General features: G+C 45.3%; 9 protein-coding genes and 1 pseudogene. 5 read left to right on the forward strand and 5 right to left on the reverse strand.

Translation table 11 applies throughout. From position 1 onward, the window contains the following. Positions 1 to 200 precede the first annotated feature (200 nt). The gene (locus F7D47_RS05825; protein WP_153085600.1) at positions 201 to 3,941 is read right to left on the reverse strand and encodes a glycosyl hydrolase family 95 catalytic domain-containing protein; all 3,741 of its coding nucleotides are present in this window, start codon (positions 3,939 to 3,941) and stop codon (positions 201 to 203) included. Between the two features lie 152 nt (positions 3,942 to 4,093). On the opposite strand from F7D47_RS05825, the pseudogene F7D47_RS05830 reads away from it, so the two are divergent. The 3 genes and pseudogenes from F7D47_RS05830 to F7D47_RS05840 all read left to right on the forward strand — a co-directional run. Beyond that, positions 4,094 to 4,423 (forward strand): annotated as a pseudogene (locus F7D47_RS05830) (transposase); the annotation flags it as partial. Positions 4,424 to 4,928: 505 nt separating this feature from the next. Next, positions 4,929 to 6,494, forward strand: coding sequence for an ATP-binding protein (locus F7D47_RS05835; protein WP_153085601.1), 1,566 nt, complete (start codon positions 4,929 to 4,931; stop codon positions 6,492 to 6,494). A gap of 280 nt (positions 6,495 to 6,774) precedes the next feature. Continuing rightward, positions 6,775 to 7,443: a hypothetical protein gene (locus F7D47_RS05840; RefSeq protein ID WP_153085603.1), complete on the forward strand. Its 669-nt coding sequence runs from the start codon at positions 6,775 to 6,777 to the stop codon at positions 7,441 to 7,443. A 78-nt stretch (positions 7,444 to 7,521) separates the two neighbouring features. On the opposite strand, the gene F7D47_RS05845 is transcribed toward F7D47_RS05840, so the two are convergent. Beyond that, positions 7,522 to 9,342 (reverse strand): pectate lyase, encoded by a 1,821-nt coding sequence (locus F7D47_RS05845; RefSeq protein ID WP_194252588.1) that lies wholly within the window; start codon positions 9,340 to 9,342, stop codon positions 7,522 to 7,524. Positions 9,343 to 9,438: 96 nt separating this feature from the next. Continuing rightward, entirely contained in the window at positions 9,439 to 12,063 is a 2,625-nt protein-coding gene (locus tag F7D47_RS05850) for a glycoside hydrolase family 88 protein (protein ID WP_153085606.1), read from the reverse strand. Positions 12,064 to 12,497: 434 nt separating this feature from the next. Between F7D47_RS05850 and F7D47_RS05855 the strand changes: the two genes are divergently transcribed. Beyond that, positions 12,498 to 13,721, forward strand: a complete 1,224-nt coding sequence (locus F7D47_RS05855) for a site-specific integrase (protein WP_153085608.1) — start codon at positions 12,498 to 12,500, stop codon at positions 13,719 to 13,721. Further along, positions 13,718 to 14,092 carry a hypothetical protein gene (locus F7D47_RS05860; protein WP_153085610.1) on the forward strand — a complete coding sequence of 125 codons (375 nt, stop codon included), beginning with the start codon at positions 13,718 to 13,720 and terminating at the stop codon, positions 14,090 to 14,092. The genes F7D47_RS05855 and F7D47_RS05860 overlap by 4 nt, the downstream gene beginning before the upstream one ends. A gap of 372 nt (positions 14,093 to 14,464) precedes the next feature. Here F7D47_RS05860 and F7D47_RS05865 read toward each other — a convergent pair whose 3' ends face one another. Together F7D47_RS05865 and F7D47_RS05870 are read right to left on the reverse strand one after the other, a co-directional pair. Continuing rightward, the gene (locus F7D47_RS05865; protein ID WP_008628594.1) at positions 14,465 to 14,773 is read right to left on the reverse strand and encodes a helix-turn-helix domain-containing protein; all 309 of its coding nucleotides are present in this window, start codon (positions 14,771 to 14,773) and stop codon (positions 14,465 to 14,467) included. An 82-nt stretch (positions 14,774 to 14,855) separates the two neighbouring features. Beyond that, a complete protein-coding gene (locus tag F7D47_RS05870; protein WP_008656559.1) occupies positions 14,856 to 15,167 on the reverse strand; it encodes a helix-turn-helix domain-containing protein in 312 nt (103 codons plus the stop codon). Positions 15,168 to 15,259 lie beyond the last annotated feature (92 nt).

Genomic DNA, 15,259 nt, shown 5'->3' on the forward strand with positions numbered 1-15,259 from the left:
TTTTTATTCACTACCGTCCCGTTAAAGTGGACTAATCGTTCTTTGAAATCATTGAAAATAAGTCTTTTATGAGCAGTTTCCATTGACGGACAAAACACCGCTCAGGGAACTGTTCGATAAGACTTATTCCAATGATGTCAAAGAGCAATTTGGTCCCCTCATTCCGGGGCTATTTGATTAATATTAAACTCGTCCCAATTTTAACGGGACTCTAATGATTTAACATATTTCTTTCCCTTAACGACAACTACGCCATGATAACCTTCTCCAACACGCTGACCGTTAAGATTATATATAGCATTATCTTTTTCAGATTCTCTGGAAAGACCTAATACAGGAACAATAGTAGCAAGGCCTCCAACAAGCGTTATCTCCTCACCTGCATTAGTTGGAATATCATAGAGATAAGTATCCGGAAGCGTAGTGGCAGGAATCTTACTTGCATCCTTGACTATAGGCTCCGGCATGCCGTAAGGCTGCATCAAAGAATTGGTATTATTGCCTTCTGCTACAGAAAGAGCTGTACCATCGGCATTTGTCAATGGTGTTGCAGTACGCAGACGTAAGTTTCCGCCGACAGTAGACTTCACTGCAAGCTTCTCTATCTTGCCGTCAACCCATTTCATATCTGTCACCACAAATCCGCCACGGGCACACAGTCCTTTCACTTCGCCACCGGCTTTCCATTCCGTAGGCAATGCAGGAAGAACATGCAAGAAGCCGGCATGTGACTGCACAAGCATCTCTGCTATAGCTGCAGTAGCTCCGAAGTTTCCGTCAATCTGGAATGGAGGATGGGCATCAAACATATTTGCATACGAGCCGCCGTCGGAAGAAGCGATTGTCACATTAGGGTCGAGCAGGACAAGCTGGTTCTTAAGAATCTTCATGGCATGGTCTCCATCAAGCATACGTGCCCACATGGCTTCCTTCCATCCCATCGACCATCCGCGGGCAGCATCGCCACGTCCGACAAGACTCTTGTGTACTGCCTGATAAAGTGTAGCGTTTTCGTATGGAGAAACCTGATTGCCAGGATAAGCGCCCCAGAGATGAGACAGATGACGATGAGACGAATTCTCTTTATCCCAGTCTTCCTGCCATTCCTGTACCTGTCCGTATTTACCAATCTTCCATGGAGTAATCTGTGCCTTCAGAGCATCAAGAGCATCTGCGAAATCCGCATCCTCACCAAGAGCACGAGCTGCAAGAGCTGTATTCTTCAACAAGTCATAGACCATCTCGTTATCCATGGCAACTCCTCCGAAAAGGGCAATGCTTGCAGTTTTACCGTCAGACTTGGTATAAGAGCCTATACCAGGATGATTCTCCGGTGAGTTGCTCGGACAAACAACCATATACCCTGTATTCGGATCCTTCACAAGAAAATCCTGGAAGAATTCTGCCGCTCCCTTCATTATAGGATAGACCTCTGCAAGATATGTCTTGTCGCCAGAGAAGAGATAACGCTCCCAAAGGTGAGAGCAGAACCATGCGTTACATGTAGGCCATACTCCTACGGTGCCATTGTCTACCGCACCTGTCGTACGCCAAATATCTGTATTATGATGTAAAGCCCATCCACGTGCGCCATACATCTTCTTAGCTGTTTCCGCACCTGTAACACTTACATCCTTGACCATCTCGACAAACGGCTCATGGCATTCTGCAAGATTTGTGACTTCTGCAGGCCAGTAGTTCATCTCAACATTGATATTTGATGTGTATTTCGAATCCCAAGCCGGATACTGACGTGCATCAGGATTCCAGATGCCCTGCAGATTAGCTGGCTGTGTACCTGGTTGTGAAGAAGATATGAGCAGGTAACGTCCAAACTGGAAGTAGTTGGCTGCCAACTGAGGATCAGAAGTCTTATGGAACTCCTTTATACGCTGTTCCGTGTTCTTGGACTCCTGTGTAGCATTACCTGCAAGAGTCAGGTCCACACGGTCAAACTGTGCCCTGTAGACAGATTCATGATCCGAAAGCGTTGTAACATAATCTTTCTTGCTGTTCTCGTAAGCTTCCAGATAGGCAAGAGCTGATGCACTTGCATCACCGCTTACATCATTATATTTCTTGAAATTAGTGGCTTGCGAAATAATGATTGTAGCGTATGTAGCACCTGTCACATTAAGACGCGGAGCATTTGTAGCGGCTCCCACTGTTCCCTGAGCATAGATATTGACATTGTCGTTTGTAATATCGCCGTCAGTGTCCACAATACGCAGATAAGTACAAAGGTTGAGCTTGTTTTCCACATTCTCACACTTGTCACGTGCCGGTCCCATCGTTGCCTTGACAGTATGATCGTCATAGAGGACGTTAGACGTGAGCTTCTCTATATTCGACTTATTACAACCGGCATAAGCCACATTGAAGTCGAGTTTACCTTTCTGGTCCGCTTCAAGACGCACCACTGTGACATTATCCTTGAAAGAAGTGAATACTGTACGCTTATACCCTACACCTTTCACATGATACTCCACATTGCTTGTTGCAGTATTCATATCAAGATAGCGAACATAGCCTTGTGCATCAACAGCATCCGAAGTCTGTGCACTTTCCATATCATCGAAACGCTGTCCCGGGAAGCCAAGCAAGACAACACCTGCTGCACGATAACTTGCTCCATGCGAGCCTTGCGACATCCAGTTCGTAACAGCAAGATTCTGTACCGAAGCATAATCTTTATTGAAGATGCCTTGCTGTACTTTGTTGAGTACTCCAAAAGCATTTGCATTATAGTTCGTGTTCGGTCCCTGGTCCCAGAATGTATCTTCGTTGAGCTGGAGCGTATCGCATGCGACACTACCGGAGTGCATAACACCAAGACGACCGTTTCCCAACGGTAGAGCTTCTTCCCAATAGCCTGCTGGCTTGTTGTACCACAAATGATTCTTGCTTTCTATTGTAGGAGCAGGTATCGGATCGGTATCGGCGGTGATGAAACTGAACGTCAAGGCTTTCGCAAGCACATTTCCAGAAAGGTCACTTATTGTATTTGCCGGTAGCTCAAAGTTATACTTCGCACTTTTGTCAAGAGCAGAATAGATGAAACGAATTACATTGCCGTTTACTGTTGGAGCAAGCTTGACAACACTGTTTGTATTTGCATTCGTAAGCGTTGCCGCTGCCCCATCCGCCACATGCACACTCTTGTCAAAGTTCAAAGCAATGGTTCCTGTTGTCACGACATTATCCTCATTATCCTTTGGACGGCTTGATACGAATGCCGGTGCTTCATGGTCGTCAGCAAGCACCTTTACATATTTCAGATTGTAATTGCTTTTCTTCGTGGCACTGACAATAAAGAGTCTCACTATGACATTCTCCTTATTGTCGGCATCAAGAGAGTAAACAGCATCATTATATTTATTCCAATGACTGCCGCTGACATAGTCATCAAGTGTTGTCCATGTCGTCCCTCCATCAACGGAATACGCCACACCAAAATGTGTGGAGCTACTTGAGCCGTCGCCTATAGCGAAATTAAGTTTCACGTTGTTCAGGTTTACAGTAGGGAAATTCACTTCGAAATATTGGTCATGTGTTGAGGCATCACCATAGTTTTCCTTTTGTGTAAATTTATCTATCGAAGCTGTGTTCAGACGCAAGACATAGCTGTCCGAACTTTGCTTTACCTCCCACTTGCCGTCACTTGTCTTCAGCGAAAGCTTATAGTTGGTCCGTACTCCAGAACATGTGTTCGGCAGAAACACCGGTTGTTTACTTTTCCATGCGGTATTGCTTATCGCCTGCCATCCGCTGCCATCCGGAGTGTAGGTCACAACAGTTCCGCTGCTTGAGCTTTCCCATCCCTCCGAGAACACCCATGACGCAACAGCTGTCTGTTGCGCATGGCTGATAACAGGATTCGCAAAGGTAAAAGCCAAAAGCATCAGAGCCACATGGAATAAATGACTCATCATTCTTTTCATAATTTTACTTTTTAATTGTTTTTAGATTACACTACCGTCCCGTTAAAGTGGACTAATCGTTCTTTGAAATCGTTGAAAATAAGTCTTTTATGAGCAGTTTCTAGAGTCAACGGACTTGAATTCGTAACTTTGCAGCCAAATACACGGCTGCGTTGACAGCCCAGCAGATAGCCGACCTCTACAAGAACCGTTGGCAGATAGAGCTGTTCTTCAAGTGGCTCAAGCAGCACCTCAAGATCAAAAAGTTCTGGGGAACTACCGAGAACGCTGTCAGAATACAGATAGCGGCTGCTATTACTGCCTACTGCCTTGTGGCGATTGTCCAGCACGATATGAAGTTGAAACGCTCGGCCTACGAGGTCTTGCAAATCCTCAGCATATCATTGACGGACAAAACACCGCTCAGGGAACTGTTCGATAAGACTTATTCCAATGATGTCAAAGAGCAATTTGGTCCCCTCATTCCGGGGCTATTTGATTAATATTAAACTCGTCCCAATTTTAACGGGACACTAATGTTTACATTTTTAAGTTTGTTGGTGCAAAAATACACTTATTATTTTTATTTAAGGTATTTTCGTTTCGGTTTCGGTGCAAAAGTTACGTAATCGTTTTCGTACATTTCCGCCTTTTTATCTCTCTTTCCTTTTGCCAAATGAAAATTGTGTTGTACTTTTGCAGGCGAAAACTAACGAAATTCAAACCAAATTATAATAATAAATCACAGAACTTTCGCAAGTGGTTCAAGAACGGGCTGAAGGCCCAAAAGCTCCTAGCCCAGGGCGTGTGGGGCAATACTTGCTAAAGTTCAGTAAGATATATAGAGGGTGCGTCATAAGTTATGGCGCACTCTCTTGCTATCTTTATAGTACTTCCTTATCTCCTTTCATTTCTTGATAAGTGAAAGTTAAGTTATTTGATATTTTCTTTGGTTAATTCAGATTTTCTTTGTAATTTAGCCGCGCAAAACGTAAAGTTTGTAAGATTATGGCAAAAATAGTAAATAAATACCCTGTGGGGATACAGACATTCGAAAAACTCCGTGAGAAAGGTTATCTCTATGTAGATAAGACCCAATATATCGTGGATTTCAGAGAAAAACAGATGTCGTATGTCTTTCTGAGTCGTCCAAGACGATTCGGAAAGTCGCTCTTTGCCTCTACTCTTCAAGCTTATTTCGAGGGTAGAAAGGAACTCTTCGAGGGATTGGCAATAGCTGATTATGAGAAGGATTGGGTGAAGCATCCTGTGCTTCATTTTGATATGAGCGGTGCCAAGCACTTTGATGCTGATGCTTTGAACAGTTATCTGAATCTACAGCTTTTGCCCTATGAAAAGCTATACGGTAAGGGAGAAGGTGAAAAATATCCTAATGAAAGACTGGATGGTATCGTAAAGCGTGCTTATGAGCAAACGGGCGAAAAGGCGGTTGTCATCATCGATGAATATGATGCCCCATTGCTGGATGTGGTACATGAGAAGGAGAACCTGCAGCCCCTCCGCCGTATCATGCAGAACTTCTACAGTCCTCTGAAAAAGCTCGACCCATACCTGGAGTTTACCTTCATCACGGGTATCACCAAGTTCTCGCAGCTCAGCATCTTCAGCGAACTGAATAACCTCGACAATATCAGCATGTTCGACCAGTATTCGGCTATCTGCGGTATCAGCAAAAAGGAACTTACCACTCAGATGAAACCGGATATTGAGGCATTGGGAGAAGACCTGGGTATGACGTATGAGGAGTGCCTGGCAGAGCTGACAAGATTCTACGACGGTTATCATTTCAGTGAGAAATCAGAGGATGTTTTCAATCCGTTCAGTCTGGTAAAGGCACTGAATGCACGAAAGATTGCTCCTTACTGGTTTGGCTCGGGTACTCCGTCTTATCTTATTAAGACATTGCAGAAGTATCACGTCAATGTGATGGATATTGAGAAGAAATCATGTGATGTGGATGACTTTGATGTTTCGCCGGAAATGATGACTTCTGCGCTTCCGTTGCTCTATCAGAGCGGTTATCTCACCATCAAGAAGTATAATCCGATGCTGCATCGTTATACTTTGGAATATCCTAACAGGGAGGTAAAGATTGGCATGCTCAAGAGTCTTGCACCTAACTATCTTTCACCAATATCTTTGGATAATAACAGCCTGGTGGGTGATTTCCTGGAAATGCTTTATGATGGAGATGTAGAGGGAGCAATGATTCGATTGAAAGCGTATCTTGCCAGCATCTCCAACCGTTTGAGCAATAAGAACGAACGGGATTTCCAGACGGTGTTCTATCTTATCTTCAACCTGATGGGAGCACACATGAGGGTAGAGGAGGATAGTGCAATAGGCAGGGCTGATGCAGTGGTGTATATGCCTGATGCTGTATTTGTTTTCGAATTGAAGTATGATGGTTCTGCCGAAGAAGCAATCAAACAGATAGATGAAAAGGGATATCTGATTCCATATTCTGCAGATGGTAAACGCTTGTTCAAAATTGGTGTTAATTACGATAGTAATCAGCGGACAATTAGTGATTGGAAGATAAAGAAAGGATAAAATACTGTACTTTAGTATATAGTTCTGCAACGGGCTGAAGGGACTGCTATCTCTTCAGCCCGTTTGGTGTCTGCTAGCTAAAACTCTCTTATATCCTGGTACTTGACGTTTGAATTTACGTAATCGTTTTCGTAGATTTAGTTTATTTTGGTTCATGTTTTTCTTCATTTCTCAAAATGATTTATTATTTTTGCCACCGAAATAAACTAGCAAATGAATTAAACTACAATACAGTTATTCATCAACTAAATTTAATTTATAAACTTAAAATAAAACGATTATGAAGAAATTCTTTACTCTTATCGCAGCCGTAGCTTTGGCTGCTAGTGTTAATGCTCAGACTTTTAAGTCTTTTGACAAGACTACTGTGTTTATTACAAATCAGGAGAATGTTACTGCTGGTATTGCTGAGGGCTGGATTGCTGAAGGTAGTGGAAAGACCGCAACAACTAAGACTGGTAGTATTAATCCGGAGACTGGTGAAGAAGAGACATATAAGCAGCCTGGTCTTGATTTAAAGAAGGGCAACCCTGCTAAGACTTTCAGTATTTATGTAACTGGTTTGACAAGTCTTACTGCTTATGGTGCAACGACAAGTTCAGGTGAAACTCGAGATTTGTATGTAGTTGCTACTCCAAATGATGGTAGCGCTGCTGTTGAGATTAGTGCTTCTTCTGAGCCTAATGTTACTGCAGTTGCATCTCTTGAATTGGATGCTGCTAAGAAATATACAGTAGTATTCACTGGTGTTAAAGAGGGTGATAAAGAATCTGGTGCAGATATTGCTTTGCATGGTGTTAAGTTCGTTCCTTCTACATCTACCGGCATCTCTTCAGTAAGCGCTGCTGCTGCCAAGAAGAATGGTAAGACCTACAACATGGCTGGTCAGGAGGTTTCTTCTTCTGCAAAGGGCTTGATTATCAAGAACGGTAAGAAGTATGTAAAGTAACAGATTGTGTAAACAGATAAAACAAAAGGGCATTCCCAAATGGAGGGGATGCCCTTTTTGTTTATAAGAAGTTTTGTTTTATTCCTTTATTACCTTATCCACTACGGTCTTTCCGTTCTTAAACAACATCTTGCGGACGTTGATTCCTTTTTGAGGAGCAGAAAGGAGGGTGCCGTTGAGACTGTAATACGTTACTTTGACCAACTCACTTGGATTGGAACCGGTGATTTGTGAGATGCCTGTAGGATTCTTCCATGCAGGATAGTATTCATCTACCTTGTTCTCTGCGTCAGCATTTCCTTGCTTCATGATGTCCTCAACCAGCGAATTAGCGTAGACCTCTAGATTGGTATAGTAACCTTTCTCATCAAGAGAGTAGGTGAGCGCATCGCTCGCATCGTTCGGATTCAAGCCGTTTGCTGTCTCCCAATCATCAGGGATTCCGTCATTGTCTGAGTCAAATCCCTCAGGACGACTACCGGTTGCGAAGGTCTTCTCCGTATAACCGTTTACGTCTGATACCTTATCTATAATGCCAGGCGAACGGGTGATGCTTCCTTTATACTGTGCCGTTCCCGTCTTGGCCTCTTCCATGTAGCGGGCATCAATCTCGTCGCGGAAGAGTGAAGCTCCGGCGTTAGCCAATACCTTGCTGAAAGCTTCATCGGCTGTATGAGTTGTAATCACGCCTGTAGGAGCCGGTTCGTCCATTTTGATCTTGACGCACGAAACTCCGTTGATGGTCTTATGTTCTACTGCATCACCATAAAAATTATTCTTATCGGCTGAATAAATTTCATCATTGTAAGTATAAGTACCCTTGTCATAGCTTACGCCCTTCCAGTCTTTGTTTTTTGTAACAGATCCTTTGGTGGTTTCCGTGGTGTTGCCATTGATAAAGTATCTGCTGGTCATTTCGTAGAACTCAGGATGCTTCTTGTCTGAATTACTGCTGGTGGATACGGTTACCAGGGTAATTCGGTCTTGGTTTCCTCTTTCCTTGCCAGTGCTTACATCTACCTTGATGCCGTTCTGGGTTGTACTTTTCAAACTCTGACTAGGACCTGCCTTATAGTAATTGTTGACGATGTTGATCTGTCCTCCTCCAGGACCACCATAGCAGGTTCCTTGTGCATTATAGATGACGCTGTTGCGGAAATCTACATTCTCTGCCTGGACGGGGTTCTTCCATTTGTAGGTAGCGTAGTCCTGATTGCTAGTGTAACCGGTCCATCCGTAACGGGCACCGTTGAAGCGGGGACCACGGTTCATCAGATGCCCTAGGAAGTTGTGGTGGAAGCTGGCGAGCTTTCCTCCCCAAATACCTCCGTAACCATGGGCACCCTTTGAGTGTCCCGGATTGGTAAGACTTTCTGCGATGGTACACCATTGCATGGTAAAATTATTATTGTCGTAGAAAGAAGCTACCTCGTCTATACTCCAGCTGAAAGAGCAGTGGTCAAAGATGATTCCCGTCTCGTTGCGTTGCCAAGTAGCATCTGCGCCATCATTGATGTCTTTTTCCTGACCTCGTCGCAAGCGGATGAATCGGATGATGCAGTTGCTTTCCGGGCGAACGGTGTAATATCTCAGGGTGATTCCTGGTGAAGGAGCTGTCTGTCCGAGGATGGTGGTGTTGGCGCCTATGGTTAGGTCAGAAGCCAAAGGGATGACGCCCGCCACATCAAAGACGATGATTTTCTTGCTGTTGCCACTGACTGCAGCACGAAAAGAGCCAGTACCCTTATCGTTGAGATTAGTTACGTGGATTACTTTTCCGCCTCTTCCGCCGGTAACGTATCTTCCGTGACCTTCTGCGCCCGGAAAGGCTGGAGCTTGTGCCAAAGCAGCAGCACTCATGAGTGCTGCTGCCATTGTTGTAAATATTTTCTTTTCCATCGGTGAGAATTCAGTTTATAGTTAATAGTTTATAGGGCAATCTTGCTATACGGCTAAGCCGCTGTAAACTATTAACTTTAAACTATTAATTAAGTTTTACTTATTCAGTCCCTGCATTTCCATTTCCAGACTAGCCCAGATGAAAGGACCTACGCCCTTGGCATCATTGTCGCGGATAGGTTCGCTCATGTAATAGTCGAAGCTGCCGTCGCGCTTGAAGTTTGGCTTCTTGACGTATGGACCAGGGCCAGGACCGAGTCCGCTGACAGCACAGCAGCGGGTAAGGCTGATGGTCTTGTCAGGATTTACCTGGATGAAGTTGTTCAGGATTCCCTCATAAGCCTTGATACCTGCTTCCTGATATTCCTTGCCGAGGTATCCCTTGCGGTAACCCTTGAGGAGAACATAGGCAAACATGCTTGAAGCGGTGCTCTCGAGGTAGTTGCGAGGATCCTTTACATCCATCACATCGTACCATACACCCGTCTTCTTATCCTGATATTTCACCACGCTCTTCATTGCCTTATTTAATAAGGTGATGATTTCGCCGCGGCGAGCATAATCTTCAGGCATGGCATCGAGGCATTCGGTCATTGCCATGACGTACCATCCGAGGGCTCTTGCCCAGGTATGCTGGCTCTTTCCGTCTTCCTTGTTTGCCCAGAACTGGCTGTGGGTTTCGTCCCATGCATGCTTCCAGAGCTGGGTCTTCTCATCGTAGGTACGCAGGTCGGTCTTCACAATCTGGTCTACCGCATCGTCGAGAATCTTCTTCGCCTTCTTAGGCTTGAGGTTCTGTACGGCGTAGTTGCAGTAGAAAGGCAGCCCCATGAAGATGCCATCGAGCCATACCTGGTTGGCGTAGATAGCCTTGTGCCAGTAAACGCCTTCCTTGGTGCGAGGCTGGTTCTGAAGCTGTTTGAAGAGCGTCTTCAGTGCCAGTTCGCTGCTCTTGCTAGGGAAGAGGTTGTGCATGCGGAGGATGAACTTCGCTGTACGCACATTGTCGAGGTTGAAATCCTCATATTGGTAGCCTGTGATGTTTCCTTTTTCGTCAATCATCTTGGCTGGATATTCTTTCAGGTAGTTGATGATAGCCTCGTTGTTGGCTTCGGCATCAGCTCCCTTGAAGGTGCTCTTTCCGTCTTTGTAGTGGAGGTAGGTGTCGAGCATGCCTTCCATCTCAATGCCCATCACGTAGCTCCAGCGAGGTTTCTTCGGGCTGAAGTCGAGGTTGTATGGGTGGGGAGTGCGCTGCATCTCGCTGTGGGTGAGCCACTCTGAATAGGTCTGGTAAGGACGGTCTTCCTTGTTGAGAACCAGGGAACCGTTGATGATGAGGTTGTCGAACTTCACATCGCGGGTCTTGCCGGTCATCTTGACAGGCTGCTTGATGACACCATCGAACTTACAGTTCTTAACATGGATATCGTATACGTTTTCTATTTTGTTTCCACCGATGATGAGCACACCGTAGTTGCTCTTCTGGCAGGTAACATCTTCCATGCTCACGTTGCGCACAGTAGGTTCAAATCCGCGGTAGCAAGCCTCTTTTGGCTCATAGTCGAGGTTGATTTTGAGCACGGCTTCCTTGCACTGGCCTACGGTAACCTTACGCATGTGGATGTTCTGGATGAGTCCGCCGCGGCAGTTGTTGGTCTTGATGCGGAGGATGCGCTCCAGATGAGGAGAGTCCATCTCGCAGTTTTCGGCGTATACATTCTCGCATCCGCCTGAAATCTCGGAACCGATGACTACGCCACCATGTCCGTCTTCCATCCGGCAGTTGCGGATGATGATGTTTCTGGATGGTTGGTTCCAGAGACGACCGTCGTTGTTTCGTCCGCTCTTGATGGCGATGCAGTCGTCACCGGTGTGGAAGATACAGTTCTGGATGAGTACATTCTCGCATGCTTCAGGGTCGCATCCGTCTCCGTTAGGTCCTTCGTTCCATACGGTTACGCCGTCTACTGTGATGTTCTTGCAGAGCAGAGGGTGCATCACCCAGAAAGGTGAATTGATCATCTTGACATCCTTGATGAGGATGCGCTCAGAGCGTACGAAGTTGACGAGCTGAGGGCGGAGGCCCTGTCCCATGCCGAACTTGCGTTCGTCAAAAGGCACACCGTCTTCAGCCATCTTCAGCAGTCTGGCACGTGATCCCATCTTCTGGTGTTCCTTGGTTACGCCCTCCTTATATCCGAATCTGGCATTACCGTTCATTGGCCACCATGTATCGTTGTTACCACCTCCATCGATGGTACCTTTACCAGTGATGGCGATGTCGGTAACCTTGTAGGCATAGATGCATGGAGAATAGTTCCAGCATGCGATGCCCTCCCATGAGGTGCGTACCAGCGGATAGAGTTTCGGTTCGAAGGCAAACTGCAGTACGGCACCTTCTTCGAGATTCAGTTCTACGAAGCTCTTCATCTCAATGGCTCCTGTGCGCCAGGTACCCTTCGGGATGACTACAGTACCGCCACCTTTCTTAGAAACGAGGGCGATGAGCTTGTTGATAGCCTTCTGGTTCTGTGCAGCCGAAGCGTTCTGCTTGGCTCCATAGGCAGAAATAGCATACTTCTTAGCTGCCTGCTTGATGCCTGGCAACTGTATGCTCTGTTCAATGCGCTGATATTCAGCATCGTTCCATCCGTCGGCCCAAGCGCAGGATGGGATGAGAAGCAGAGCAACGAGTAAGGTCTTAAAGAATTTCTTCATTGTCTTTGTTCTAGTTTTATGATTATTTGTATTTATGAATTCGTTTGTATTGATCTGTTTTATTCGTTTGTTGGGTCTGACGTTTAACACATCGCTGCAAAGATACGAATTTTATTTGTAAAACAGGTGCTGGTAATGTTAAAATTAAATGTTTTAAGGAAAAATAATGCCTCAAAAGGCAAAAAATAGCAGATTTGAGCTTTTATTTTGAGTTTCAAGTGGTTGTGGTAGTCGTTGGCTTTAAGTGGCATTGGCGAGAAACTGCGGAAAAAGCAGATTTGAGAAGTGGAAACGCTTTCAAATCATTACCTCAAAGAAACGCCCTAATAAGTCTTTTTAACGGTCTCGGTTCAGACTTCTCCATTCTGCACAGGTCTTGATTTCGTCATGCGACTCTCATGATTTAATTTTGCACAAACAAAATGTAAGGAATTATGAGAAGTACTTTTAAGACTGTCTTCTATGTAAATGGAAGCAAGGAGAGAAACGGAATTGTCCCAATCATGGGACGAGTGACAATCAACGGAACTATCGCACAGTTCAGTTGCAAGCAGAGCGTTACCAAGGCTATTTGGGATGCCAAGGGCAACAGAGCCATCGGCAAGAGCAAGGAAGCCAAGGAGGTGAACTTTGCACTTGACAACATCAAGGCTCAAATAACCAAGCACTACCAACGTCTTTCAGACCGTGAGGCATTCGTTACCGCTGAAATGGTGAGAAACGCCTATCAAGGAATCGGCACGGAGTACGAGACATTGCTCAGAGCCTTTGACAAGGAGAATGCAGCCTTCTCACAACGTGTGGGAAAGGACAGAGCTGTACGAACTTATCGCAAGTATCTTACAGTGAGAAAGTATGTTGCGGATTTCATCAAATATCAGTACAAGCGCAGCGATATGTCCATGAATGAGTTGACCGAGGAATTTATCCACGATTTCTGCCTGTACTTGAAGAACGTGGTAGGTCTTGCGCAATCCTCCATTTGGATTTACTCCATACCGCTGAAGCATATCGTGACGGCAGCACACTACAATGGCAAGATTCCAAGAAATCCTTTTGCCATGTATCACGTTGATCCAGACCACAAGGAACGTGAGTTCTTGACGGAAGAGGAGCTGAGCATGTTTGCTGGGATAAAGCTGGAGAACCCTAACTTTGCCTTTGCGAGAGACCTGTTTTTGTTTGGCTGTTGGACTGGTATTTCTTTCATTGACATCAAGAATCTGACTGAAGATAACATCGTCAACATAAACGGTGCTCCTTGGATTGTTTCGCAGCGTCAAAAGACAAGTGTCCCCTTCAAGATAAAACTGATGGAGTCGTCCTTGCAGATTATAGAGCGATACAAACCATTCCGAAAAGACGAACATTTGTTTGCCATCGGCTCGCTCGACATGGTGAATAAAAGAATAAAGAGGGTTGCAAAAATGTGTGGCATCAAGAAGCGAATTTCATTCCATGTCTCACGCCACACGTTCGCAGTTTTAGCCCTTGAACATGGCATGCCGATAGAGAGTGTTAGCAAGATTCTCGGTCATACGAACATCACCACAACGCAGATTTACGCAAAGGTGACAAGCACCAAGCTTGAACATGATATATCTGTCTTTGAAAGTAGAATCAAGGGGCATCTGCCTGCAATGGGAGGAGCGGTATGAAAAGAACAACTATCACCGTGGACGGAAATGGAATGCTTTCCATTCCGTCCAATTTGGAGGACTTGTGGATGAGTGAAAACGAGTTGATAGATATGCTTTATGTCACAGCTCAGAAACTCCATTCTGTGATACGAACCATATATAAAGAAGGTATGTTGTTTATGTCGGAAGTCCAACAAAGGCAAGAACTTTCCAAAGGTGTTTGGCAAACATTGTATAGTTTCCCGATGGTAGTCGCCATTTGTTTCCGTATCAACTCGCATGGTGCGAAATCGTTTCGTGACGAGATTACAAAGAGACTATACGGAGCAAAAGAGAAAAATAGTGCCATTATTATACAACTCTATGGGAATACGGATGTAGTCAGCTAAGCAAAGTTTCGAATATATGGATTTCCACTGACGCACTGACTTACTGATTCACTGTCGTATCAAAGATTGCAGCAAGGGCATAGAGGGGCATAACAGGTAAATGCCTTTTGGGATATTGGCAACTTTTTCTTTTTCAGAGATGTTTCCGCAACGTTCCTTGGAGGCTTTGCGCCTCCAGCCACTTGGGCGAACCTCCGCAGTGTGTTTTAGCATGGTATTAGATTTATACAGACCATACGGAGAATACCCGGCAAACACGACCAACTCGGTATAGCCAATAAAACGAGGCGACAACCTATAACAGCCACACTCGGTAAGTTATACGTTGTCGCCTTGTTCATTTCACACACTCATCAAGGACATGTATTTCTCCTACACACCCTTCATTCTGTACGCCTCACGATAGTTAGCCATCAGAATCTTCTGAATGTCGGACTCGCGGTAGAGTATCTTTCCGCCAAGCTGGATATACGGGATGACACCGTTGTTTCGGTAGTCCTGCAGGGTTCTTCGGCTCAGTTGCAGCCTGGCACAAAGCTCCTTGTCCGTCATGAACCGCTCACCGCCAAGCATGGGGCGGTAGTTCATCACGGCACGTTCAAAATTGTCAACCATTCGGTTGAGGTGGTTCACGATGTGGTTCATCCACTCGCTGTTTCTTGTCATTACTTCATTGCTCATAGTTGTCTCGTTTTATTGTTGATACTTACGTTACTCGGTTTACTTGCTGCTTTGGATTAAGTGGCTGTTGTATATTGACAGCCTAACCTGTGCGCTTGCGAAAGCGCATGTCCTTTTTCTTGTCCTCCACTACTGCTACGATAGCCATCACGTCCTCCGGCTTGTAGTAGGTCTTGTGGCTGATTTGCGTATAAGCCAAAGTTCCGTTGTCCCGAAGCGTCTGCACTGTCCGTGGGCAGATGTTGAGCGTCTGACACACGTCCTGCGTGTCGAGCCACTTGTTCATGGTCTTGTCCTCACTGCGCTCACGGATTCTGTCCATGCGCTTCACGAAGTTCTCCAACTGGGCATCAAGATAGTTGAATGCCTCTTCCTCGAATACGATGAATCCCATACTTTTCTTTTTTCTAAGTTAATACTATGTTATATGTCGCAAAGCTCCACGCATATGCTGTGCTCCACGTTTGTGAGTGCAAAGATAAGGCA

Source organism: Segatella copri (assembly GCF_009494835.1).
Classification (GTDB): Bacteria; Bacteroidota; Bacteroidia; order Bacteroidales; family Bacteroidaceae; genus Prevotella; species Prevotella copri_F.

What these genes read in the sequence shown, in the direction of transcription:
- F7D47_RS05865 (WP_008628594.1), bottom strand. Translation starts at nt 14,773, where the DNA reads ATGAGCAATGAAGTAATGACAAGAAACAGCGAGTGGATGAACCACATC.
- F7D47_RS05860 (WP_153085610.1), top strand. Translation starts at nt 13,718, where the DNA reads ATGAAAAGAACAACTATCACCGTGGACGGAAATGGAATGCTTTCCATT.
- F7D47_RS05825 (WP_153085600.1), bottom strand. Translation starts at nt 3,941, where the DNA reads ATGAAAAGAATGATGAGTCATTTATTCCATGTGGCTCTGATGCTTTTG.
- F7D47_RS05845 (WP_194252588.1), bottom strand. Translation starts at nt 9,342, where the DNA reads ATGGAAAAGAAAATATTTACAACAATGGCAGCAGCACTCATGAGTGCT.
- F7D47_RS05835 (WP_153085601.1), top strand. Translation starts at nt 4,929, where the DNA reads ATGGCAAAAATAGTAAATAAATACCCTGTGGGGATACAGACATTCGAA.
- F7D47_RS05870 (WP_008656559.1), bottom strand. Translation starts at nt 15,167, where the DNA reads ATGGGATTCATCGTATTCGAGGAAGAGGCATTCAACTATCTTGATGCC.
- F7D47_RS05855 (WP_153085608.1), top strand. Translation starts at nt 12,498, where the DNA reads ATGAGAAGTACTTTTAAGACTGTCTTCTATGTAAATGGAAGCAAGGAG.
- F7D47_RS05850 (WP_153085606.1), bottom strand. Translation starts at nt 12,063, where the DNA reads ATGAAGAAATTCTTTAAGACCTTACTCGTTGCTCTGCTTCTCATCCCA.
- F7D47_RS05840 (WP_153085603.1), top strand. Translation starts at nt 6,775, where the DNA reads ATGAAGAAATTCTTTACTCTTATCGCAGCCGTAGCTTTGGCTGCTAGT.